Source organism: Maritimimonas rapanae (genome assembly GCF_057837205.1).
Window position 1 is genome coordinate 518,391 of record NZ_JBYQFI010000002.1, and the last position, 24,432, is coordinate 542,822.

General features: G+C 32.1%; 19 protein-coding genes. 12 read left to right on the forward strand and 7 right to left on the reverse strand.

The window, feature by feature from the left end:
• The first annotated feature begins 43 nt into the window (after window positions 1-43).
• The 4 genes from AC3IF2_RS12430 (at window position 44) to AC3IF2_RS12445 (ending at window position 3,290) form a co-directional block, all read left to right on the forward strand.
• Window positions 44-574: an RNA methyltransferase gene (locus AC3IF2_RS12430; RefSeq protein WP_489167747.1), complete on the forward strand. Its 531-nt coding sequence runs from the start codon at window positions 44-46 to the stop codon at window positions 572-574.
• A gap of 18 nt (window positions 575-592) precedes the next feature.
• Window positions 593-1,174 (forward strand): HupE/UreJ family protein, encoded by a 582-nt coding sequence (locus AC3IF2_RS12435; RefSeq protein WP_489167749.1) that lies wholly within the window; start codon window positions 593-595, stop codon window positions 1,172-1,174.
• A gap of 99 nt (window positions 1,175-1,273) precedes the next feature.
• Window positions 1,274-1,705 carry a deoxycytidylate deaminase gene (locus AC3IF2_RS12440; RefSeq protein WP_489167751.1) on the forward strand — a complete coding sequence of 144 codons (432 nt, stop codon included), beginning with the start codon at window positions 1,274-1,276 and terminating at the stop codon, window positions 1,703-1,705.
• A complete protein-coding gene (locus AC3IF2_RS12445) occupies window positions 1,695-3,290 on the forward strand; it encodes a S41 family peptidase (RefSeq protein WP_489167753.1) in 1,596 nt (531 codons plus the stop codon). The genes AC3IF2_RS12440 and AC3IF2_RS12445 overlap by 11 nt, the downstream gene beginning before the upstream one ends.
• A gap of 22 nt (window positions 3,291-3,312) precedes the next feature.
• Here the strand turns inward: AC3IF2_RS12445 and AC3IF2_RS12450 are convergent, their stop codons facing one another.
• Window positions 3,313-3,918, reverse strand: a complete 606-nt coding sequence (locus tag AC3IF2_RS12450) for an FAD-dependent oxidoreductase (protein ID WP_489167754.1) — start codon at window positions 3,916-3,918, stop codon at window positions 3,313-3,315.
• Window position 3,919: 1 nt separating this feature from the next.
• Window positions 3,920-4,498 carry a MarC family protein gene (locus AC3IF2_RS12455; RefSeq protein ID WP_489167755.1) on the reverse strand — a complete coding sequence of 193 codons (579 nt, stop codon included), beginning with the start codon at window positions 4,496-4,498 and terminating at the stop codon, window positions 3,920-3,922.
• A gap of 97 nt (window positions 4,499-4,595) precedes the next feature.
• Between AC3IF2_RS12455 and AC3IF2_RS12460 the strand changes: the two genes are divergently transcribed.
• From AC3IF2_RS12460 to AC3IF2_RS12480, 5 genes are all read left to right on the forward strand, one after another.
• Window positions 4,596-5,165, forward strand: a complete 570-nt coding sequence (locus tag AC3IF2_RS12460) for a DUF3109 family protein (RefSeq protein ID WP_489167757.1) — start codon at window positions 4,596-4,598, stop codon at window positions 5,163-5,165.
• A gap of 214 nt (window positions 5,166-5,379) precedes the next feature.
• Window positions 5,380-5,760 carry a T9SS type A sorting domain-containing protein gene (locus AC3IF2_RS12465; RefSeq protein ID WP_489167759.1) on the forward strand — a complete coding sequence of 127 codons (381 nt, stop codon included), beginning with the start codon at window positions 5,380-5,382 and terminating at the stop codon, window positions 5,758-5,760.
• A gap of 454 nt (window positions 5,761-6,214) precedes the next feature.
• Window positions 6,215-7,186: a ribonucleotide-diphosphate reductase subunit beta gene (locus AC3IF2_RS12470; RefSeq protein WP_489167761.1), complete on the forward strand. Its 972-nt coding sequence runs from the start codon at window positions 6,215-6,217 to the stop codon at window positions 7,184-7,186.
• Window positions 7,187-7,278: 92 nt separating this feature from the next.
• A complete protein-coding gene (locus AC3IF2_RS12475) occupies window positions 7,279-9,723 on the forward strand; it encodes a ribonucleoside-diphosphate reductase subunit alpha (RefSeq protein WP_489167763.1) in 2,445 nt (814 codons plus the stop codon).
• A gap of 385 nt (window positions 9,724-10,108) precedes the next feature.
• Window positions 10,109-10,795 (forward strand): hypothetical protein, encoded by a 687-nt coding sequence (locus AC3IF2_RS12480; protein WP_489167765.1) that lies wholly within the window; start codon window positions 10,109-10,111, stop codon window positions 10,793-10,795.
• A 79-nt stretch (window positions 10,796-10,874) separates the two neighbouring features.
• Here AC3IF2_RS12480 and AC3IF2_RS12485 read toward each other — a convergent pair whose 3' ends face one another.
• On the reverse strand, window positions 10,875-13,124 hold the full coding sequence (locus tag AC3IF2_RS12485; protein ID WP_489167766.1) for an inorganic phosphate transporter: 2,250 nt from the start codon (window positions 13,122-13,124) through the stop codon (window positions 10,875-10,877).
• A gap of 72 nt (window positions 13,125-13,196) precedes the next feature.
• Window positions 13,197-14,399, reverse strand: coding sequence for a porin (locus AC3IF2_RS12490; protein ID WP_489167768.1), 1,203 nt, complete (start codon window positions 14,397-14,399; stop codon window positions 13,197-13,199).
• 434 nt (window positions 14,400-14,833) lie between these two features.
• On the opposite strand from AC3IF2_RS12490, the gene AC3IF2_RS12495 reads away from it, so the two are divergent.
• Window positions 14,834-15,166 (forward strand): toxin-antitoxin system YwqK family antitoxin, encoded by a 333-nt coding sequence (locus tag AC3IF2_RS12495; RefSeq protein ID WP_489167769.1) that lies wholly within the window; start codon window positions 14,834-14,836, stop codon window positions 15,164-15,166.
• 66 nt (window positions 15,167-15,232) lie between these two features.
• Here the strand turns inward: AC3IF2_RS12495 and AC3IF2_RS12500 are convergent, their stop codons facing one another.
• The 3 genes from AC3IF2_RS12500 to AC3IF2_RS12510 are packed head-to-tail and all read right to left on the reverse strand — an operon-like array spanning window position 15,233 to window position 19,640.
• Window positions 15,233-16,423: a multidrug transporter gene (locus AC3IF2_RS12500; RefSeq protein WP_489167771.1), complete on the reverse strand. Its 1,191-nt coding sequence runs from the start codon at window positions 16,421-16,423 to the stop codon at window positions 15,233-15,235.
• 32 nt (window positions 16,424-16,455) lie between these two features.
• Window positions 16,456-19,254: a TonB-dependent receptor gene (locus AC3IF2_RS12505; protein ID WP_489167773.1), complete on the reverse strand. Its 2,799-nt coding sequence runs from the start codon at window positions 19,252-19,254 to the stop codon at window positions 16,456-16,458.
• Between the two features lie 14 nt (window positions 19,255-19,268).
• Window positions 19,269-19,640: a carboxypeptidase regulatory-like domain-containing protein gene (locus tag AC3IF2_RS12510; protein ID WP_489167775.1), complete on the reverse strand. Its 372-nt coding sequence runs from the start codon at window positions 19,638-19,640 to the stop codon at window positions 19,269-19,271.
• 189 nt (window positions 19,641-19,829) lie between these two features.
• Here AC3IF2_RS12510 and AC3IF2_RS12515 point away from each other — a divergent pair, with 189 nt between their 5' ends.
• Together AC3IF2_RS12515 and AC3IF2_RS12520 are read left to right on the forward strand one after the other, a co-directional pair.
• Window positions 19,830-21,170, forward strand: a complete 1,341-nt coding sequence (locus AC3IF2_RS12515) for a deoxyguanosinetriphosphate triphosphohydrolase (protein ID WP_489167777.1) — start codon at window positions 19,830-19,832, stop codon at window positions 21,168-21,170.
• A 72-nt stretch (window positions 21,171-21,242) separates the two neighbouring features.
• Window positions 21,243-24,410 carry a PA domain-containing protein gene (locus tag AC3IF2_RS12520; RefSeq protein ID WP_489167779.1) on the forward strand — a complete coding sequence of 1,056 codons (3,168 nt, stop codon included), beginning with the start codon at window positions 21,243-21,245 and terminating at the stop codon, window positions 24,408-24,410.
• Window positions 24,411-24,432 lie beyond the last annotated feature (22 nt).

Genomic DNA, 24,432 nt, shown 5'->3' on the forward strand with positions numbered 1-24,432 from the left:
GTTTTGCGAAGTTAATTATTAGAATGTAAACCTAGCATTTTTTATGCGAAAATTGAAAAATAGCGAACTTGAGAGATTATCGAATGATGATTTTAAAAAAGCTGAGAAAACTCCACTAATTGTTATACTCGATAATATTAGAAGTTTAAATAATGTAGGTTCTGTTTTTAGAACAAGTGATGCTTTTTTAATTGAAAAAATTTACTTGTGTGGTATTACTGCAAAGCCACCACATAAAGACATTCATAAAACTGCTTTAGGCTCTACAGACTCGGTTGATTGGGAATATGCTGAAGATACTTTGACTTTAATTGAAGAACTTCAAAAAGAAGGAGTTCAGATTGTTTCTATAGAGCAAGCAGATAATACTATTATGTTAGACGAATTCCATCCTGTTAAAGACAAAAAGCTGGCAATTGTTCTAGGTAACGAAGTAAAAGGAGTTCAACAAGAAGTTGTTTCGGCCTCAGACTATTGTATTGAAATCCCACAATTTGGCACTAAACATTCTTTAAACATTTCTGTGAGTTGTGGTGTCGTACTTTGGGATTTGTTTAACAAACTCAAAAAATAGATTTTATTACTTTTGGACATGGACGATTTTAAATTGTTTATAGAATTAGCTTTTCGACATGTACTCGATTGGAATGCGTACGATCACATACTATTCTTTATTGTCTTAGCTGTGGTTTACACTTTTAAAGATTGGAAAAAAGCCCTTTGGTTAATTACCTTCTTTACTATTGGGCATACAATTACATTAGCTTTGTCGGTTTATGAAATCATCAAGATTAAAGCAGAAATCATCGAATTTTTAATCTTGCTAACCATTTTTATAACAGCCTTTGTAAACTTAATTATGGTTAATAAAAAGAGTTTTCATCAGTCAAATATAAATCAGTTTTTTGCCTTATTTTTTGGATTAATTCATGGGCTAGGTTTATCAACTTTATTAAAAATTACCATTGAAGATTCTGCCTATAAATTATTACCAATGCTCTATTTTGCTTTAGGTGTAGAATTGGCTCAGATAGTTGTTGTTGCACTTATTTTATTAGCGGGCTTCATAGCTCAAGATTTTCTAAAAGTTAAAAAAAGAGATTGGATTTTAATACTATCTTCTATAGTTATTGGCATCATTTTACCAATGCTTTTCGAACGTAAATTTTGGTAAAATTTTAACAGCGCTCAAACAATTTTTGCTTGTTCTTTGCTATATTAAAATAAACTGTTAGTTTCGGAGTTTATATTTTGACTAACAGCTAATTAATAAATGACAGAAGAGAAGCAACGTAAGTACGATATTGCCTATTTAAAGATGGCGAAAGAATGGGCAAAATTATCATACTGTAAACGTAAACAAGTAGGAGCATTAATAATAAAAGACAAAATGATCATTTCTGATGGTTATAACGGCACACCTACTGGTTTCGAGAATGTCTGTGAAGATGAAAATAATTATACCAAGTGGTACGTCTTACATGCAGAAGCTAATGCTATTTTAAAAGTAGCATCTTCGACACAAAGTTGTAAAGGAGCCACACTTTATATAACTATGTCGCCTTGTAAAGAATGCAGTAAGTTAATTCATCAATCAGGAATCAAACGTATGGTGTTTGCAGATGCTTACAAAGATGATTCTGGACTAAAATTTTTACAAAAAGCTGGCGTTGAGTTAGTACACATAGATCAAAATGAGTTCTAAAAACAAAATATATATTCCAATATTTTTAGCATTAGCAGTTGCTTTAGGTATTTTTATAGGGAGCACACTAAATTACCCTAAGAAAAATACAGTAATGCTTTTTAATAGAAATCCGCAAGAAGCAAAAATTAAACGTCTGATTGATTACATTCAATACGATTATGTAGATAAGATTGATACAGACAGTTTATTAGACGGTACTATTCGTCAGATTTTAGGAAAACTTGATCCGCACTCGGTATATATTCCTGCTTCAGATCATGATCAGATAACCGAGCAAATGAATGGAGAGTTTGTCGGTATTGGCGTTCAATTTAGAATGCATAAAGATTCAATTACTGTTATTAAAGTAATTCCGAACGGCCCTAGTGATAAGGCAGGGTTAAAAGCAGGAGACAGAATATTAATTGCTGAAAAAGATACCCTTTACGGGAAACAAATCAACAACGATTATATTCTAAAAACCTTAAAAGGAAAGCCTAATACAAAAGTTAAGATTAAGGTCTATAGAAAAAGTGAAGGCCAGCATCTAGATTTTACAATTAAGCGTGGCAATGTACCTATTAAAAGTGTTGATGCTTATTATATGATTAATGACAGCTTAGGTTATATTAAAGTAAGTCGATTTGCTGCTACTACGTATAAAGAATTCAAAAAAGGATTGGATGCTTTGATAGATCAAGATATGAATAGTTTGGTTTTAGACCTTAGAGGAAATCAAGGAGGTTTTTTAGGAGTAGCCACAAAAATGGTTGACGAATTTTTAGAAGATGATAAATTGATCGTTTTCACTAAAAACAAAGGAGGAAAAGTTGACAAATCGTTTGCAACTCAAAAAGGTGATTTCGAAAATGGTAAAGTATATGTGTTAATCGATGAAAATTCAGCTTCAGCTAGTGAAATAGTAGCCGGTGCATTACAAGATAATGATAAAGGTATCATTGTTGGGCGTCGCTCTTTTGGTAAAGGATTAGTTCAACAAGAAATGGACTTGGGCGATGGTTCAGCAGTACGATTAACAGTTTCTAGATATTATACCCCAACTGGTCGTTCTATTCAAAAGCCATATGAAGGTGAAGACAAAGACCAATACTATAATGATGATTTTCAAGAACGATATTTAAATGGAGAACTGCAGAGTGTAGATAGTATTAAAGTAGTAGATTCTTTAAAATATACAACACCAAAAGGTAAAACCGTTTATGGCGGCGGTGGTATTATACCAGATGAGTTTGTCTCTATTGACACTACTGCTTATTTTGGAGCATTTCATTTTAGAGCCATGAATAACTTTGTCTTTAATTATGTTGACAACAATAGAAAAGAATTAGAACAGCTTTCGCTAGCAGCTTTTATTCAAAGTTTTGATAAAGACAAAAAGATATTAAACCAATATTTAGATATAATTAAGCGAGATTATAATGGAGAAGTGGGTGATAAATCGTATATTAAAATCTACTTAAAAGCCTTGTTTGCTCAATTTTTATTTGATGATAATGCTTTTTATCTAGTGTTAAATCAGAATGATAAAATGCTAGATAAAATTAAAGATTTAGAGCATCAAATAGATTATGTAAAACATTAAAATTCCTATAAAAAATGGAATTTTAATTTACTTTATCATGAATTTTGGTGTGCTCACCATTATTCCACAAGGTTAATATATCGGTTGCAACAGCAGCTCCACTACCAGAAGCAATAGAAAATTGACTACGCCACCCAGCTAAAGTGCCAGCAACATAGACACCATCGGCCACTAAATGATCTATATTTTTTAATTGAATACGTTGCTTTTCTGACTTGGTTTTTTTATGAGGCTCTACGTACTGTTGTAATCCTTTTATAAAGAATGCATTTGTATAGCCAACTGCAATTACTAACAGCTTGGTATTATACGATGATTTATTTGTGATAATAGTAAAATTACCTGAATCACCTTTTACCTCTAACACCTTTTCATTTAAGATTTGGTCAACATGTGGGTATAGTTCAGAGAGTTGTTCTAAACCACTTTTAAGAATGCTTTCACCAGTGGTTTTTGGTGGTAATCCTAATACGTTATTAAACAAGGCTGTTTGTAAGTGTGACGCTTTTTGATGTGCAATAATACCAATCTTTTTATCTTCGGCATAAGGTTTTTGATGTGCTGACCCTAAGACCAAAGCACAAGACATACCTGCTGTTCCTCCACCTATGATCAGCGCGTCGTACATATTAGAACAAAACTTTAATATTTGCTGCAAAAAGCTTTACAGCAATAGCCAATAGAATAACACCAAATACTTTACGTATAATATTAATTCCACTAGGGCCAATGATACGTTCTATTTTAGCTGAGGTTTTAAGTACAATATAGATTAACAAAACATTGGCCAAAACAGCAACAATAATATTTTCGATATGAAATTCAGCTCTAAGTGATAATAAAGTAGTCAAACTACCAGGACCAGCAATAAGTGGAAATGCAATAGGAAATATTGATGCGGTCATTTCACTCCCTTCTTCATGTTTATAAAGCGTAATTCCTAATATCATTTCTAAGGCAATAAAAAATAAAATAAAAGCACCTGCCACTGCAAAAGAATTAACATCAATACCAATAAGGTTCAGTAAGCTTTTACCTAAGAACAAAAAGATAATCATAATAATTCCTGCAATTAATGATGCTTTTTCAGATTGAATATGCCCAGCTTTCTTACGAAGATCTATAATGATAGGAATGTTACCAATAATATCAATTACAGCAAACAAGACCATAAAAGCAGTAAACATTTCCTTAAAGTTAAAGTTCATTATCTTTTTGTTTTATGCGGCAAAATTATTGAAAGAAAATGGATTTAGAGATTAAATTATTGTAAAGTTACATAGAAAAAATAAGTACTTTTGGGGCATGTTTCAGCTAGGTAAAACTATAGTCTCTGAAGAGATTATCGAAAATGAATTTGTGTGTAATCTATCTGCTTGCAAAGGGACTTGTTGTGTAGACGGTGAAGCAGGGGCGCCGTTAGAAGAAGAAGAACTAAAAATATTAATGGATATTTACCCTAAAGTAAAACCTTTTTTAACTAAAGAAGGTATTGAAGCAATAGAAGATCAAGGTTTGTATGTAACTGTAAATGGCGAATATGAAACGACTTTAATACCAAGTGATGATAGTTGTGTTTACATAAACTATGACGAAAAAGGTATTGCAAAATGTGGTATTGAAGAAGCTTATAATCAAGAAATTATTGACTGGAAAAAGCCTATTTCTTGTCATTTATACCCTGTTCGTGTACAAGATTACTCAGAATTCTCTGCAGTAAATTACCATAAATGGCAAATCTGTGACGATGCCTGTACTTTAGGAAAAGAATTACAAGTACCTATTTATAAATTTGTAAAAGAAGCTCTTGTTCGAAAGTTCGGTGAAGATTGGTATTTAGAACTCGAAAAGGTCGCTCAGAAACTCCAAAAATAAACTTTAACACAAATTTACAGGAAAAACCCCTTATAAATTCAGGTATTTCCCTCTGGAATTACATAGCCTATTTTACCAATTTTGTAACATAAAGTTTAAACTATTTTAATTATTGAGAGTCATAGATATACACTCTTTTGGAAATTAAAATAATTATTGTATATTTATAAGGCTATAAACCAACTATTTAAGGTCTTCTTAAAAATCATCTGCTATGAAAAAGAAACTTTATTTACTCGTTGTTTTTATTGCTCTTGGTCTTAATGCGCAAAATATAATGTCAGATATTTCTGATCAAATTGTGTATAGTGGTAGAGATTATGTGAGCATTAATAAAACAGAACCTCATAAAGATATTGTAAGATCATCTTCTAAAGTATTTGTGAGCATTTCTGTAGATGTTAAAAAAGAAACTTTACATATTCGTTCTACTCATTTTGTACAAGAAATATCAATAAGTGACTTGTATGGAAAAAAATTAACACAAAAAATTAACACAAATACTATAAGTCTTTCTCAACTTCCAAGAGGTGTTTATATTTTAAATATAAAGTCAGCTAACAGCAATTTTAGTAAGAAGATTATTCTGCAATAGAAATATATTTAAACCTTATTTATTAGAGAATTGACCATTTATACATTAATAATTACAAAGTATACAAATTAGTTTGATTTAAAGCTATAAAAACGAGAGTTTTGGCGAAAATGAACTTAGTAGTTTTATAAAATCAGATTTCCCCTTTTTTAATTAATCTTTAATAAAAAAATGGCCAACTTAAGTTGGCCATTTTTTCGTTTTACGCAGAATTGCGAAAACCCAGTAAACGCTGCTCAAGACAACGGGGTTGATTTTTTAATTTATTGATAATCAGTAAATTAAATGTTAAGTTTTTGTTAAGGAAAATTTCAACTTTTTTCATTTTGTTAAAAACTCACCGTTGATTGTGGATAATTATAACTTTAATTTTTCAGTAAAAAATCGAATATTTGTTGACGTCCGATTTTAGCATAAAAATCAACCCACCATTTTTCGCATTAAACTAAACAGAATGTCACAGATAGAACCAATTTTGCAACCCAACGACAACAGATTTGTTATTTTTCCAATTCAACATGATGATTTATGGGACTGGTACAAGAAACAACAAGCATGTTTTTGGACTGCTGAAGAAATTGATTTACACCAAGATTTAAACGATTGGAATACAAAATTAAATGATGACGAACGCTATTTTATAAAACACATTTTAGCATTTTTTGCTGCTTCTGATGGTATTGTAAATGAAAATTTAGCTGAAAACTTTGTAAACGAAGTACAGTATTCTGAAGCAAAATTCTTTTATGGTTTTCAGATAATGATGGAAAACATCCATTCTGAAACCTATTCTTTATTGATTGATACCTATGTAAAAGACGAAAAGGAAAAAGACACATTGTTTAGAGCTATTGAGAACTTTCCTGCTATTAAGAAAAAAGCAGATTGGGCTCTTAAATGGATTGAGTCTCCGAGTTTTGCCGAGCGCTTAATTGCTTTTGCTGCTGTAGAAGGTATTTTCTTTTCTGGCGCATTTTGCTCAATTTTTTGGTTAAAGAAAAGAGGTCTATTACCAGGATTAACTTTTTCGAATGAATTAATTTCTCGCGATGAAGGAATGCATTGTGATTTTGCTGTACACTTACACAATACGCATATGGTAAACAAAGTACCAAAAGAACGTATTAAAGAAATCATTATAGATGCTTTAAGTATCGAACGTGAGTTTATTACAGAGTCATTACCGATTAGTTTGATTGGGATGAATGCCAAGTTAATGACGCAATATTTAGAATTTGTAACAGATAGATTATTGTTAGAATTTGGATGTGATAAAGTGTACGATGCTACTAATCCTTTTGATTTTATGGAGATGATTTCATTAGAAGGGAAAACAAATTTCTTTGAAAAGAGAGTGTCTGAGTATCAAAAAGCAGGCGTTAAGTCTGGTGGTACTGGCGCAATTAGTTTTGATGCCGATTTTTAGACTTAAAAAGTCTTTATAATCAATCTCAATAAATAGATTATCCGCCGAAAGGCAAAAAAATATACCTAACCTAAACCTAAATAATGTAACATATGTTTGTAGTAAAAAGAGACGGCAAGAGAGAACCGGTGATGTTCGATAAAATTACCTCTAGGGTAAGAAAAATGTGTTACGGATTAAATAAACTTGTTGATCCGGTAAAAGTAGCAATGCGTGTAATTGAAGGATTGTATGATGGTGTAACAACATCAGAACTAGACAATTTAGCAGCAGAAATTGCAGCTACAATGACAGTACAACACCCAGACTATGCTAAGCTTGCAGCTAGAATAGCCGTTTCTAACTTACATAAAAACACGAAGAAGTCATTTTCTGAAACAATGACTGATTTGTATACATACGTAAACCCTCGTACGGGCAAAAAAGCGCCGATGATTGCAGATGATGTGTACGAAATTATGATGAAGAATACTGAAAAGTTGGACTCGACTATCATTTATAATAGAGATTTTGGTTACGATTATTTTGGATTTAAAACATTAGAGCGTTCGTATTTATTAAAGATAAATGGAGATATCGTTGAGCGTCCACAACACATGTTAATGCGTGTATCTATTGGTATCCATAAAGAAGATATAGACGAAGCAATAGCCACTTACGAATTGATGAGTAAAAAATACTTTACTCATGCAACACCAACATTATTTAACGCAGGTACACCGAAACCACAAATGTCATCTTGTTTCTTATTACAAATGCAAGATGATAGTATCGATGGTATTTATGACACATTAAAACAAACAGCTAAGATCTCTCAATCTGCTGGAGGTATAGGCCTTTCTTTACATAATATTAGAGCTACTGGTTCATATATTAGAGGAACTAATGGTACCTCTAACGGAATTGTGCCAATGTTACGCGTATTTAACGATACTGCTCGTTATGTAGATCAAGGTGGCGGTAAACGTAAAGGTTCTTTCGCGATGTATTTAGAACCTTGGCATGCAGATATTTTTGACTTTTTAGACCTTAAAAAGAATCATGGTAAAGAAGAAATGCGTGCTCGCGATTTGTTCTATGCGATGTGGATTCCAGATCTATTCATGAAGCGTGTACAAGAAGATGGCGAATGGACTTTGATGTGTCCAAATGAGTGTCCTCATTTATTTGATACTTATGGAGATGAATTTGAAAAATTATATGAGGGTTATGAGCAAGTTGGTAAAGGTCGTAAGACTATTAAGGCACGTGATCTTTGGGAGAAAATTCTAGAATCTCAAATTGAAACAGGTACACCTTATATGCTTTATAAGGATGCAGTGAACAGAAAGACGAACCAAAAGAATTTAGGTGTAATTCGCTCTTCAAATTTATGTACTGAAATTATGGAGTACACAGCAAAAGACGAAATAGCTGTGTGTAACCTAGCCTCTATTGCAATGCCAATGTTCATTACGGAAAGTGCAGATGGCAAGAAAGTTTTCAATCATAAAAAATTATTTGATGTTACTAAAAAAGTAACTCGAAATCTAGATACAGTAATTGATCAGAATTATTATCCTGTAAAAGAAGCAGAAAATTCAAATTTCCGCCATAGACCAATTGGCTTGGGTATTCAAGGTTTGGCTGATGCCTTTATTCAATTACGTTTACCATTTACATCTGATGAAGCAAAGCAATTGAATCAAGATATTTTTGAGACGATGTATTTTGCAGCTGTAACTTCATCTATGGAAATTGCGAAGGCTAAAGAACCATATTCTAGCTTTAAAGGTTCACCAATGTCTGAAGGTGAATTCCAATTTAATATGTGGGGGGTAAATGAAGATGACCTTAGCGGAAGATGGGATTGGAAAAAATTACGTAAAAATGTAATGAAGCATGGGGTTCGTAATTCTTTATTGGTGGCACCAATGCCAACAGCATCTACATCTCAAATTTTAGGGAATAATGAAGCTTTTGAACCTTATACTTCTAATATTTATACACGTAGAGTTCTTTCAGGAGAATTTATTGTAGTAAATAAGCATCTATTAGAAGACCTTGTTGAATTGAATTTATGGAATAATAGCATGAAAGAAGATATAATGCGTGCTAACGGATCCATCCAACACATTGAAGAAATTCCACAAGAACTAAAAGATCTTTACAAAACTGTTTGGGAAATGAGTATGAAAGATATTATCGATATGGCGCGCCATAGAGGATACTTTATTGACCAATCACAATCGCTAAACTTATTTATGCAAGATGCAGATTTTGCAAAACTAACATCAATGCATTTCTATGGCTGGAAATCTGGCTTAAAAACAGGAATGTATTACCTAAGAACAAAATCTGCCGTAAACGCAATTCAGTTTACAGTTTCTAAAAAAGAAGAAGTAAAACAACCAGTAGCTGCAGCAGAAATACCTGGAGCTACACAAGTAAACACAATAATACCGGAAGGAAGTGAAATGACTCCTGAAGAGTATAAAGCGATGATTGCCCGCGCCAAAGAAGGTGAAGGCGATGATTGCTTGATGTGTGGTTCTTAATTAACTAATTAGGGTTTAGTTTAATTAAATACCCCAATCATTGATTTGATTGGGGTTTTACCAAAAAAATGAGTATTAATTTATAAAATAAATGCTGAGATAATGAAATAAAAAAAGGGATACTGGAAATATCCCTCTTGTAAAAAATTTAATTTCTTTTTGGATTTCACAGGCCAAAAACAAGAAAATTGATTGAATAGGAAGAGAGAGTATCTCTTCTCCTTTTTTCGTTTGTCAAACCTACGAAAATCGCGAATTCCTCGCAAGTTAAATATTTCCATTTTTAAAATTATTAGAGTTAACTTTTTGATAGTCAAAAAACTAAAAGATATCATTAGGTTATTAACAAAATTGACTAACAATTGTCAATGTAAATTTATAAATAATGAAAAATAATAGAAATATTAAAATTAGTATTAACCCGTTGGTAGATTTTTCAACGGCTACAGATTCTAAAAAGGAAAGAATAATTCGTGATCAAAAATCACCCAAAATATTAAGAGTTGGGTGGTATCAAACCCCAAGAGCATGTATTAAGAAATCTTTAAGGAAGAATGGTGATTTACAACCAATTTTAGAAGGAATTAGAAGATTAAAAGAAAGAATTCCTAAAAAGCCACAGCAAATGCAAAATAAAAGAGTTTCTTTAATTGCTATGCAAAGGTATTTGAGAATTAAGCTTCCTAAGATTTTTAAAAATTATAACCTAGAGATAATAAAAGAGAGTCAGATAAAATCTATTTTCTTAAATGATATAGAAATTATAATATCTCCAGATTTAATATTTAAAGTTTTAATAGATGAGAAATATTATTTAGGAGCGATTAAACTTCATATATCTAAAGGGAATATTTTTGATATAAAAAAGTCGAGAAAAGTTTCTTCACTTGTATATCGTCATATGATTGTGTTGTCAGAGAAGTATAAAACAGAAGTACATCCAGAGTTATGTCTTTCTATTGATGTTTTTGGGGAACAAGTAGTTTGCACACCTGACAATTTTGAACATTATATTAAAGAAATTGAAGTAATTTGTGAAGAAGTTAAAACGTTGTGGTCTAAAGTAGCATAATAGGTGATAATTAAAAAAGGGGAGCAAGCTTGCTCCCCTTTTTTAATTTTATGTTATGAACCAATTAATATCTCTAAACTTATTCAGAAATTTGAGTTTCATCATGAGAATATAACTCTAATAAATTCATTGTAGCCTTAATCAAGTCTTTAGTCTCTAATAAAATACTAAAGTATAAAGTAGTGTTTTTAGGACTCGACTCAGTAGTTCTAGTACGTTCTACTTGAATTTGAATGTATTCTCGAACATTATCTAGCAATTGTTGTTTTTCTTCAAGAATAGGCAATAATTGATCAAAAGAACGTGAATCAAAGACTCCTCTTATTTTATCGAAAAGACCACGAAGTTTAATATCTATTTCTTTTAACTCTTTTGCCTGATTTACTTTTAGAGTTTTATGATTATTATTAATATGCTTATGACTAGCTTTAGCAATAAAACTAGCTGATTGCGCCATATCTTGTAGGTCGCCAATAACATCTATATATAGTTTACTTGCTCCTACATAAGATTCATCTAGGTTTTTTATAAAATAGAAAATATTGTTTTGTATATCATCTATTTCATTTTCAAGCTTTACCACAGTTCCTTTGGCTTTTTTAAGAACTGAAAGGTCTTGATTAATTAATCCATTTATAGTTGACTCATTAATTTTACTTACTCTTTTTAATACTTTTGAAATATTAGAAGCACTTTCTTCTATAACCCCCTGTATTGAATTACTTTCAGCAGCATTTAAGCTATCTTCTGCTTTTTGCTCTTTAGATTTAGTTTTATGACGAATATAATTACGCGCCAGTAACAATACTGCAAGGAATAATAGAATTGCTATAGCAGCAGGTCCACCTAAATTAATTAACAATGCCATTGTTCCAGCGGCTACAAAGGCTATTATCGCTGTACCAAACCATCCGCCAATAACATTTAAAACACCTGCAACCCTATACACAGCACTTTCGCTACCCCAAGCTCTATCAGCTAACGAAGTACCCATCGCCACCATAAAGGTTACGTATGTGGTAGACAAAGGCAATTTCATTGATGTTGCTATGGAAATTAATACACCAGCAACCATTAAGTTTACTGAAGCTCTTACTTGATCAAAAGCTGGAAGCTCGTATGTTTTATCTTTAGGTAAATTAACAACTGGTTTTTCAAATTGCTTTTCTATTTTATTAGTTACTGAGTTTGGCAGCACAGTTGTAGTGTATTTTGAAACTAACATAGTAAATCTCACTACGGCTCTAGATAAAGCATTAGGCTGAAATTTTTCAGCGCCTTCTCCTTGACGAGCTAAATTAATTTCTGTATCAGCAACTGTCCTTGCTTTTTTAGAAAACCAAAGAGTTAGTACCATAATTCCACCAGCAATAAATAATAACAAAGGCTCAGTAGGCACTTTTTTAGATAACACACCCATTGAGAATTCTGTGGCTGGCACACCAGAAGCTGTCCATGCTTCATATGAATGCCATGCAGCCATAGGCACACCAATAAAGTTTACCAAATCATTTCCGGCGAAAGCAAGGGCAAGACCAAAAGTACCTATGGCGATTATAGGAATAAAGATATTCTTCTTTAATACCCCCATATATAATTGAGAAAGAACTGTCCAAACAACAAAACTAATTGCAATGATCATTACTTCATTACCCTCTAATAAATCTTTTACATCACTATAATACGGAGTTCCTTTTAAACCTTTCATGAAAATGAAGTAAGTAATGGCGGTTAGTGCACCACCACCAAACAAGGCCCCTAAATATTTAATTTTATTCTCATAATGGAAAGAAAAAATAAGTCTAGAGACATATTGAACCAGAGCACCCACACTAAACGCAATTACAACAGATAGAAGAATACCAGATATAATTTGCATTGCTTTTTCAGTGTTGATATAAGTTGCCAAATCAGAAAAAGACTGTGTGTCTGAGGCTCCAATTTTAATTAATGCCATAGCTACTGCCGCACCTAATAATTCAAATACGATTGATACTGTAGTTGAAGTTGGCATACCCAATGTATTAAAGAAATCGAGCAAGAGTATGTCAGTTATCATAACTGCCATAAATATGATCATGATCTCATTAAACATAAATTCTCCAGGCACAAAAATTCCTTTACGGGCAACCTCCATCATACCACTAGAGAAGACTGCTCCAAAGAAAATACCAAGGCTAGCCACTATCATTATTGTTCTAAAAGGGATAGCTTTAGAGCCAATAGCTGAATTTAAAAAGTTAACTGCATCGTTACTTACACCTACAACCAAATCGGCTGCAGCTAAAACAACAAGAGCAATTATCATTATTAAGTAAATATTTTCCATTTTCTAAATTTAGTTTTGCAAAAATCTTAATTATTATTTAGTTGAATATTACCGAAATGTTATGTTTTTAGATTAAAAATGTACATCAAATTGTAATCTGAACATCAATTCATCATTACTTCCATCTAATGATAAATAACTGATGTCTGATTGTACTTTTAATTTATGACCAAAAATATATTTAGAAACACCTAGGGTATATTGATCTTCAGGGTTTTTTCCAGTTATATTTTTATCTAATTTAATATTCGTATATCTACCAGAAATTTCCCAGCCTTTATTGAATAGATAACCCGTCTGTAAGTTTAAACCTTTACCAACTTGCACCTCATCTCCCGTTAATGAACCATCACCATTCTTAGCAAATGGATCATCGGCATCTCTATCTGCATATTCGGCCATAAATGAAAATCCTTTATATTTAAACATTGCATCAAAAAAGAATGTTTTTATATCTGTTTCAAAGAAACCTGTGTCAGTTATCATATAAGAACCTTGATTACTTCTGTTCTTTACTGCATTTTTATTAATATCGTAAGTGGCAGCTAGCATTAATTTAGGTTTGTCTTCTCTTTTAAGGTCACTTCCACTATAATCTCCTTTACTTTTAAATTTTCCAAAAGGTAAAAGCTCTAACCTTGCGGTATATTGATGCCCTCCGAGATTTCCTTCAGTAACATTTCTTCCTTCACCTTGAGAAATTGCAAATTTTTCTCTCACTAAAAAATTATCTGAAAGATTAAAGTGGTGCCTTAATTGAATTCCTAAATCACGATCGATATTAAATCTACTATTCAACAATGAGCGATCTACTTGTTGTAAATTACCTGAGGATATTACACGCTCAATGTTACCAGGGAGTTTCGTTTGACCTACCCACAGTTCAAAATTTTCATAGAAATTCCACATTACAACAGCATCTAGAATATATCTTGGAGTATTTCGATTAAATTGAGATGCGCCAGAAATATCTCTGTTAGATAAACCTAATTCTATTTTATACTTTAATTTAGGGCTAAAAGCAAACCCATCAAATTTTAAACGAGCACGTCTTACTAAAAAATTCTGCTCAGGATTTATATATGAATCGTTTTCTTTTTCCCAATTAGCAATAGCTAAAAATTGCATGCGCGTAGCAATTTTCATGGTAAAAGAGCTATCTTTTCCTACAAGGTTAAAAAGGCCCTTGCCAAATTTTGGAGCATTAGTTTCTTGGCTACTAACAAGAAATAATGTGAATAAGGCAATAGAAGTTAATACAACTTTAAGTTTCATAATCGTAATTAGTTTTTGTCGCCGCAAAGAACTAAATCGAATGTTAACTAAAGGTTTCTAATAAGTTATTTTTAAATGAAGTTTTAAATAAAAAAGTAAGGCTACTTTGGCCAAAGTAGCCTTAGTACTTCAAAATCTAGTTGACAAAAACTAATTGATTATTGAAATAATACCTGTCTAAGACATAGACAAAAGTAAAATGTTTAACACTGCATTATGTAAACAAAACATTATCTAATTATTAAATATTTCTTACGATAACTAAATTTTTTTATTAAAGAAAGAGAACCTAAATTTCATTTTTACATAAATGTAACCTATTGATTATTAGTTATTTAAATTTACAATGTTAATTTAATGTTATCTAAATGTTGATTTAATGTAAAATATTCTATAATTTAGTAACGTTAATTACTAATAAATTGAAAAAGATTATGAAGAAAATAGCCATACTTTTTATGATGTTTTGTGTAGGTTTTTTGTTTGCACAAGAAGGTAAAACTAAATACAAACAGAAAGGTGATTTAGTTGAGGCAACACTTTATCATGATAATGGTCAGATGGAACAACATGGCTTCTTTAAAGATAAAAAGTTACATGGTACTTGGACGTACTATAATGAAGAAGGAAAAAAGATTTCCATTGGTAATTACGAAAATGGAGTAAAAACAGGGAAGTGGTTATTTTATTCGAAAACCACATTAAAAGAAGTTTATTACGATAAAGGTAAAATTATTAGCGTAAAAGAAACCGAAGCAAACTCATAATAGAAAAATAAACTAAAAAAAGCCTGCAATTTGCAGGCTTTTTTAGTTATGTAATATAACTTTATATTATTGTCTTGCCCAACCAGCTCCCCAAGTGGCAAAATCGGTACCCGTAGCATTTGCATCAACAGTTAAAAAATCTGCCTCAACAAATGTTTCGCCTGTATCATTTTTCATGTTTAATGTGACATCATCAAATACTACAGAAACTACCTTAAGATCTTCACTTAAAACACCTGCTCCGGTTGGGCTATCTCCTTGATCACCATCTAGATCAAAACCTTCTGCAAAACCTTGAAGAGAAACATTGGTAAAGGTTCCTTGAGTACCTGCTCTTAAACGAATAGCTTCATTACCTGTACCAGAACCTAAACCAATAATTGTTAAATTAGTTACTGTAGGCTTTGAGAAGAATTTTGGATCAGCATTATTCCCTATATCTGTATTAAAACCATCTGCTTCAATACCTTTATCATGGTCTGCACCATGTTTTACATAAGCATTTGTTATTGTTCCTGTATAGCCCTCAGTCCAATCTAAAGAATCATCTTGTGCGTTAATTACCGATACATAATCTACATTAACAGTTCCGCCAAAGAATTCAATACCATCATCCTTCCCTTCAAAAGCTTGAATATATTCTACAGTTGTACCATTACCAACTCCATAAAAAGAAATACCATTATTTTCTGATTGACCATCTGCTTTTCCACCAGAGTATTCTACTCTTACGTAGCGTAAGGTGCCAGAATTATCATCTGATACAGACCCACCATAAGGTAAACTTGCAATTTCTGAAGTCGATGTTGCATCACCACCTGTTACAGAATTTATAGGTGCTTTACCTAGCAAGATTAATCCACCCCAATCACCTGCATTTGGAGTATTAGATGCTGAAGTAAAAATGATTGGGCTACTAGATGTACCTGAAGCATCTATTTTTGCCCCTTGTGAAATTGCGATGTAAACATCTGCACCGGTAGCTGCAGCTTTTATAGTCATACCTGCTGGTATTGTTAATGTGGTTCCACTTTCCATAATAAGTGGACCATTGATTATGTATTCTTTATCAGCATCTAAAGTTAAATCTGCTGTTTGATTTCCTGAAAGTTGAATCGTTTCATTTCCAGTTCCACCATTGCCGTTATTATTATTTACAACACTATTATCGTTGATAATAATATCTGCAGTATCATCATCGCCACATGATGCGAATAATAATGATACTATTGCTAAGCTTAATAAAGTGTTTTTCATTTTCTTTTTAATTTAATTCTGATTGTTAATAGTTAAAAGTTATATTTTAATGATAATCCTATATTCATTCCTCTTTTGTATTGAGAGATAGTAACATCACCACCTGAGCTTTCTCTCACATATTCGATGTTAGGGTCTAATAAGTTCTTTGTGCTTAAGTTTACTTGAAAATTTTCTCCAATTTTATTTTTCCAAATAAAATCTAATGTTGGTACAGCCTTTTCTATTATGTTACCTAGTTGGCCAGAACCTAAAGCTTGTATTCTATCAGAGAAATAAGAAAACACAAGATTAGCAGTTGGCTTATAATTTTTAAAAGTTGGGCTGTAGTTAATATCTGCATTTACAATTATTGGAGAAGCTCCTTGTAAATTATCTTCTGTTCTATTGAAAGTTGTGGTAAATAAACCGTTTGACGCTCTTAGATCTTGTTCAGTGTGCATGTAAGTAAAATTCAATCCAGCTGAAAGCTCTGATTGCTCTTCTTCGTTAAGAATTAAATTTTTTCTTACTTCTAATTCTGCGCCATAAATAGTCGCTTTTTCGCCAGTTCTAAAATAACGCTGTGTACCAGTAGCATCATTAGCAACAACTAAATTTACTGGGTCATTTATTTGTTTGGCAAAGCCTCCTAAAGAAAGGATTTCACTTTTGCCTATAAACCATTCGTATTTTAAATCAAGGTTAAATACTTCTGAAAACGAAGGGTCATTTAATAAATCTGGATTACCAGCAATTCGTTGCGTTACGCTTTCATAAACAAATGGCGCCATTTCTTTAAACTCTGGGTTAGAGACTGTTTTGCTAAATGCAAAACGTAAATTTTGATTGTCGTTTAAGGCATATTTGATACTTAAACTTGGTAAGATAAACGTCTCTTTTGTTTCTCTAAATCCTGGATCGTTTGGGTTGATGTTAATCACATCATAAACAATTTCTTGATCGAAAGCTTCTACTCTTATACCTGGAACTATCAACCATTTATCATTTATATTGAATTCAGCATTTATATATCCTGCATAAATATCAAGATTACCTCTGTAGGTGTTTTCTGGTAAACCAGGGCGATTTATGGGTCCAGTTTGTGGAGGGTTAATAGCTCTAAAAACCGTTGTTTGAAATAAACCGGTTTCACCATCAATAGATAAATTATTTACATCAAAAATGGCATCTAAGTTGTTTGCATCAGTAATAGGTAAATTGTTGTCAACAAAATTATAGCCGTATCTAATATTGTCGAAATTACGCTCTTTCGTTCTACCATTGTACCCAAAATTTAATTTTACAGATTCGTTTGCTGTATAGGTTAAATTTACTCTTCCATTTAATTCTTCATCTTCAATATTTTGGAAATAGCGTTGATTATCAAAAGAGTTATTGGTAAAGAATACAGGATTTGTATTTGGATCATTATCAAACGCTAGGTGGTAATTTTCGACACTTATTCTTTTTCTGTCTGGCTCATGAGAAAAGACATTATTGTAACCAATAGCCCAATCTAATTTTAATTTTTCTCCTAAATTATGTTCAGCCACAAATTGGTTTACGAAAATTAGATCTTGATTGAATTGTGAATTCATTTGATAAAAACCTTCATCGGTATTTAGAATGGCATCTCTATTTGAACCTAAACCATTAATACCATAATAACCTACTTCGTCACCAGACTTATTAATGAATAATGAATTAAACTTGAAAGAATTATCATCATCAAATTTAAATCCGATATTTCCCATGATGGTTGTAGTAGTACCATATTCAAATTCTTCTACATTAGGAAATTTCTTTTTTTCAACCGTGGTAAAGTCTACTGCCCTTCCTTTTCTATATTCGTAATCACTATCAAAAGAAGTGGTTAAAAAAAGATTTAAACGAGACTCTTCGCCAATGTCGAAAGACTTTCCAGCATTAATTCCAATATTTAAATTAATGGGAGACATTGGAGATTCTATTGGGTCTACTCCATGTGATAAAACAACAGCAAAAGGATTATTATTATATCTTCCATAAAATCCAAATTGACCAGTACCAGAATTTTTTACAAAAGATTTATCTATTGCTCTATTATTAAAACCACTACCTAAAGAAACTTCAATAAAGCCATCACCTTTATAATCTTTCGAAGCGATGTCTATATTACCTGCAGCAAAATCACCATAGAATTTACTTGAATAAGCTTTACTTATCGAAACATTTTCAATCACATCAGACGAAAAGATGTTCAGATCAATATTCTTTTTATTGATGTCATTTGAAGGTAAAGACAAGCCATTTAAAGTAGTATTAAGATATCTATCTCCAAGACCTCTTACATAAACATTACTAGAGCCTTCTTGTTTAGAAACTCCTGCTATTTTAGTTACGGCTCCTGCAGCATCACTAATACCTTTAGCTGAAAGTTCTTCAGCACCAATAGCTGTTTTAATCTCTGTTGCTTTCTTTTGTTCGGTTAATAAAGCAGCAACACTTTCTTTTTTTGTAGAGGCTTTAACAATTACTTCTTTTAGAGAAACACCTTCGGTGGCTCCCATTAATATGTTTTCTAAAGTTGTTACCTCACCCTCTTTAACCAAAATATTTGGCACTTCTACTTTTTGATACCCAACGAAGCTAAAAACTAAAGTATATGTGCCTGGGTCAGCTTGAAAAATATAAAGCCCGTCAATGTCTGAAGTTGTACCAACTTTTGTTCCTTTTATAAAAACATTAGCAAAAGGAAGAGGTTCATTGCCAGCCTCTTTATCTAGTATAGTTCCCTGTATGGTACCTTTATTTTGAGCAGTAGTTATAGAGACCACTAGTAGTAGCAGTACAGATAATATTAATCTCATTATACTTTTTTGAATTATCGTTTTAACCGAGAAGAACTTTCTTTAGCGGTGTCATTTTGCAATGAGGCTAATGTTAAAGCGCCGATAGTTACATCTTTTAATTTGGTTATTTTGTCTTTTTCAACAATTATATTAGTTACCTCAACTTTTTCATAACCAGGAAAATTAAATACAACAGTATATGTGCCTGGTTCAATTTTTAAAGTATGAAAACCGTCTAAGTCTGTTGTTGATCTCACTGCTTTTCCTTTAATAGATACTGAAGCAAATGGCAAAGGTTCGTTGTTAACTTCTTTATCTAAAACAATTCCTTCTATTGTTCCTTTTTCTTGAGCGACTGCTACTAAAGATGGTAATAAAAAGAAAAGCAAAATAAATTTTTTCATGATGTCTTATATCAAATTTTCTGACGCAAAGAAAGAAAGCTAATGTAAAGATTGGGTTAATCAGAAGTTAAAGATTTATGATGCTTAGGTTATATAAATGTTAGCTTAGAAAGGTCAACTTTAAATTAATGTTAACTAAAAAAAGAATTGAAAATAATGTACCTTGCACGGTCTTAAAATTTAAGCTAAATGAATTGGGAACAACTACTATCTTTAAAACGTTTTGGTGATACTAGCAAGAGAAATAGAAAAGATCAAGATGAGACAAGAATTGGTTTCGAGGTAGATTATGATCGTATAATTTTTTCTGATTCATTCAGGAGTTTACAAGATAAAACACAAGTAGTTCCCTTATCTAAAACAGATTTTGTTCATACACGCTTAACACATAGTTTAGAAGTTTCTGTAGTTGGGCGTTCTTTAGGAAGAATTGTAGGAAAGCAATTGATTTTAAAATATCCAAATTTAAAAGATTTAGGGTATCAAGCAAATGACTTTGGAGCCATAGTTGCTAGTGCTTGTTTAGCCCACGATATAGGAAATCCTCCTTTTGGACATAGTGGAGAAAAAGCCATCGGAGAATATTTTAAATCAGGCAATGGATTAAAATATAAGACAGACTTAACGGATAAGCAATGGCAAGATTTGATCGATTTTGAAGGAAATGCTAATGGTTTTAGAATTTTAACGGAAAGTAGAGAAGGCATAGAAGGAGGTTTGCGCTTGTCTTATGCAACTTTAGGTACTTTCATGAAATACCCGAAGGAATCGTTACCTAAAAAACCTACAAACAATATCATCGATAAAAAATATGGTTTTTTTCAATCTGAAAAAGAACTGTTTAGTGATGTTGCCAATGATTTGGGTTTAAAACAAGTTCGCACAGGAAATGATGTAACTTTTAGTCGTCATCCATTAACATTTTTAGTAGAGGCCGCTGATGACATTTGCTATACCATTATAGATTTTGAAGATGGCATTAATCTTGGTTTGATTGAAGAAGAATTTGCGCTGGAATATTTAATTAACCTTGTTAGAGATACTATTAATACAGAGAAATATTATCAACTAAAAACTAAGCAAGATCGATTGAGTTATTTACGTGCTTTGGCTATTGGTAATTTAATAAATGAAGCTTCCAAGGTGTTTTTAGAGAATGAAGAAGCGATACTTAATGGAGAATATCAAGTTTCATTACTTGATAAATGTAAATACGAAGCACAGATCAATGATATTATAAAAATTAGCGTAGAAAGAATTTATAGAAGTAAAGAAGTTATTGAAAAAGAAATTTCAGGATATAGGGTTTTAGCAGATTTACTTGATGTTTTTATCGATGCAATTAATAATTCATTTAATAAAACGGCTACGAATTATGATAAATTATTAATGAATTTACTTCCTGAAAAGTATAGAAGCGAAGATAAAAACCTTTACAATCGTATCTTAACCGTATGTAGTTTTATTGCCGGCATGTCTGATGGGGCAGCGATTTTATTGCATAAAAAAATAAAAGGAATAGAAGTTTAAAGTGTTTGATATCTAACAATTTATTATGGGCTAAATTATTATATTCGCTCTCTAATTCAAATAGATTTGTGTATGAAATCGAAAATTACTTTTTTTATATTTTTACTTTTCACTTTAATTATTGTAATAGTAATTCCGAAAAGCGAGCTATCAGAGCTTAACTTAAAAAGAAAAAAGCATATTTCTTTTTTAGAATCACACCATTTTAATAAAACTTTAAATCTTTCTAAAAAGGAAAGAAAGAAGCTTGGTATTCCTCCAAATAAATATTTTGAAGAACAATACCTATTGGAGATGAATCCTGCAACTGGAATAGCAGAATTTGATAAAAGATTAAGTCTTCAAAAAGAGCTTTTAATTTCAAACAACCTTAAGAGTGTTCCAGGAGTAGATAATACTAATCCATGGATAGAAAGAGGGCCAAAAAACATCCCCGGAAGATCTAGAGCAATGATGTTTGATCCAAATGATGCCTCTGGTAAAAGAGCTTTTGCTGGAGGAGTAAGCGGAGGCTTATTTGTCAACAATGATGTTACAGATCAAAACTCATCTTGGTCTCGAATTGCTATACCTGAAAATCTAGCAGTTTCATCCATTACTACAGATGTAAATAATTCAAATATTATGTATCTGGGCACTGGTGAATCTTATGTGCAAGGCCAAGCAAATGGTAATGGAGTTTGGAAATCTACCAACGGGGGCGCAAGTTGGATCCATGTTTTTGGAGGATCTACCGGAACATCTTTTTTTAATGCAGGATCTAAAGTCACTATAAATAGTCCTGGAAGTATTTCTGGTGAACTAGATGCCGTAAGAGCTGGAGGGTTCGGTCCTGCAATAGGCTCGCCTATAACAAGTAGTTTAGTTTTAGTTAATGATGGTACTGCATCCTCAACAGAAGGGTGTAATGCGTTAACTAATGCTTCAGCTATAAATGGTAAAATTGCTGTTGTAGAAAGAGGGAGTTGTAACTTTACAGCTAAAGTAAAAAACGCTCAAAATGCTGGAGCTGTTGCTGTAATTGTTATAAATAATGTTTCTGGAAACCCGTTTGCTATGGCAGGAACAGATGCAACAATTAATATTCCTTCGGTAATGATCTCAAAAACTGATGGCGAGTCAATTTTAAATATAATTGAATCTCAAACCATTAATATTACTTTAGAAGACATAGCAACAGATCTACCAGTAGGCGTAACTGTTGTTCCAGGAATTTATCATATTAATGATATTGCTACTAGAAACAATTCAGGTGTAACAGAAATTTATGTGGCGGTTGCTGAATCCATTTACAGAGAAGCTTCAAGTAATTTATTAGGGGCAGATTATGGTCTTTATAAATCTACTAATGGAGGTTCTAGTTGGACTAAGCTAATGTTACCATCAAGCCCTAATGGAAACCCACTATTACCCAATGATATTGAGATAGCTTCTGATAACACAATCTGGGTTTCTACAATCAATAGTGTAAGTTATGGTGATGGCGGAGGTAGAATACTATCTTCAACTAATGGAACCACCTTTAGTCTTAAACACAGCATTTCAAGTAGTGATAGAACAGAAATTGCTATTTCAAGCACTAATCCAAATAAAATTTATATTCTAGCAGAAACAGGAACTGTAACGATTCAAAAAACATTGGATGGTTTTACTAATACTACAACCATGTCTCTCCCTGATGATGCAGATAATGGAATTCCTGCAAATGATTTTACTAGGGGCCAAGCTTTTTACGACTTAATGCTTGCGATAGACCCAGCAAATGATGATATTCTATATGTTGGGGGAATTGATACTTTTAGAAGTACCGACGGAGGATCTAACTGGGATCAAATTTCAAAGTGGTCTAATAACCCGGGATTATTAACCCTCAATGTGCCACTTGTTCACGCAGATATTCATGAATTAATTTTTCGACCATCAAACCCAGACCAAGCAATGATTGCAACTGATGGAGGAATATATTATGCTAATTCATTAAGTGCATCAAATAGTTCTAATAGCTCAATAGTAGGAATTTCTAACGATCATAACACTACTCAATTCTATTGGGGCGCTATTGGTCAAGATGTGAATAATGATCAATTCTTAGGAGGCACTCAAGATAATGGATCTCCATATGTTAATAACAGTTCTTCAGGCACAAGCAATTTCGTTGAGGTTTCTGGCGGTGATGGAGCTTATAGTTTTATAGATAAAGATGGTGAGTATATGATCACAGCTTTACCAAATAACTCATATACAAGATTTGACCTGCCTTTTGGAGGAATTTTTAGTGGAGTTACAATAGTAAATACAAACGAAGGTGCTTTTATTAATCCAGCAGAGTTAGATGATAATCTAGATATATTATATTCAAATGCTACATCTAATACAGCTGGTTTTCAGATATCAAGATTTACAGATTTAAAAACAAATAACCCTACAAGAACTGATTTATCAAATGATTTATTAAATAGACCGGCTACAGCAATAAAGGTTTCTCCATATACTACTGGAAGCACAAGATTATTCGTTGGAACTGATGGGGGCAGGTTATTAAAAATTAGTAATGCTAATTCGTCTCCTTCTTGGATTGATATTTCTGGGCCTGAGTTTATAGGAAGTATTTCTGCTATAAATTTTGGAGCTAATGAAAATGAAATTATGGTTACTTTTCATAATTACGGAGTTAAAAGTATTTGGTTTTCAATTGATGGCGGGTTCACTTGGCAGAATAAAGAAGGGAATTTCCCAGATATTCCTGTAAAGGCTATATTAATGAACCCTTTGTTAAATGATGAGGTAATAATAGGAACTGATTTAGGTGTTTGGAGAACAAATAATTTTAGAAACTCAAGCCCTACTTGGTTGCAGTCTCAAAATGGCATGCAAAATGTTAAGGTAACTAGCTTTGATTTAAGAACTGCAGATAATACTGTATTGGCCTCAACTTATGGTAGAGGTTTCTTTACTGGAAAATTTACTAGTACGGCACTTTCTACTGAAAATATTTCTAAAACAGAAGATCTATCTGTATATCCAAACCCAGCTAAAGGGTTAATTAATATTGAGAGTAAAAATACTTTAGACAACTCACAGATAGAAATTTATTCTGTAACAGGTAAAAAACTATATACAAAAGAAATTGATTTAGTTGGGACAAAAAATATTAATGTTAGACATTTGAACTCAGGAGTGTATATTCTTAGAATTAATAATAATGGCTCCTATTATAGTCAAAAGATTATCATAGAATAAAAAGAAGTATAAAATGGCAGTT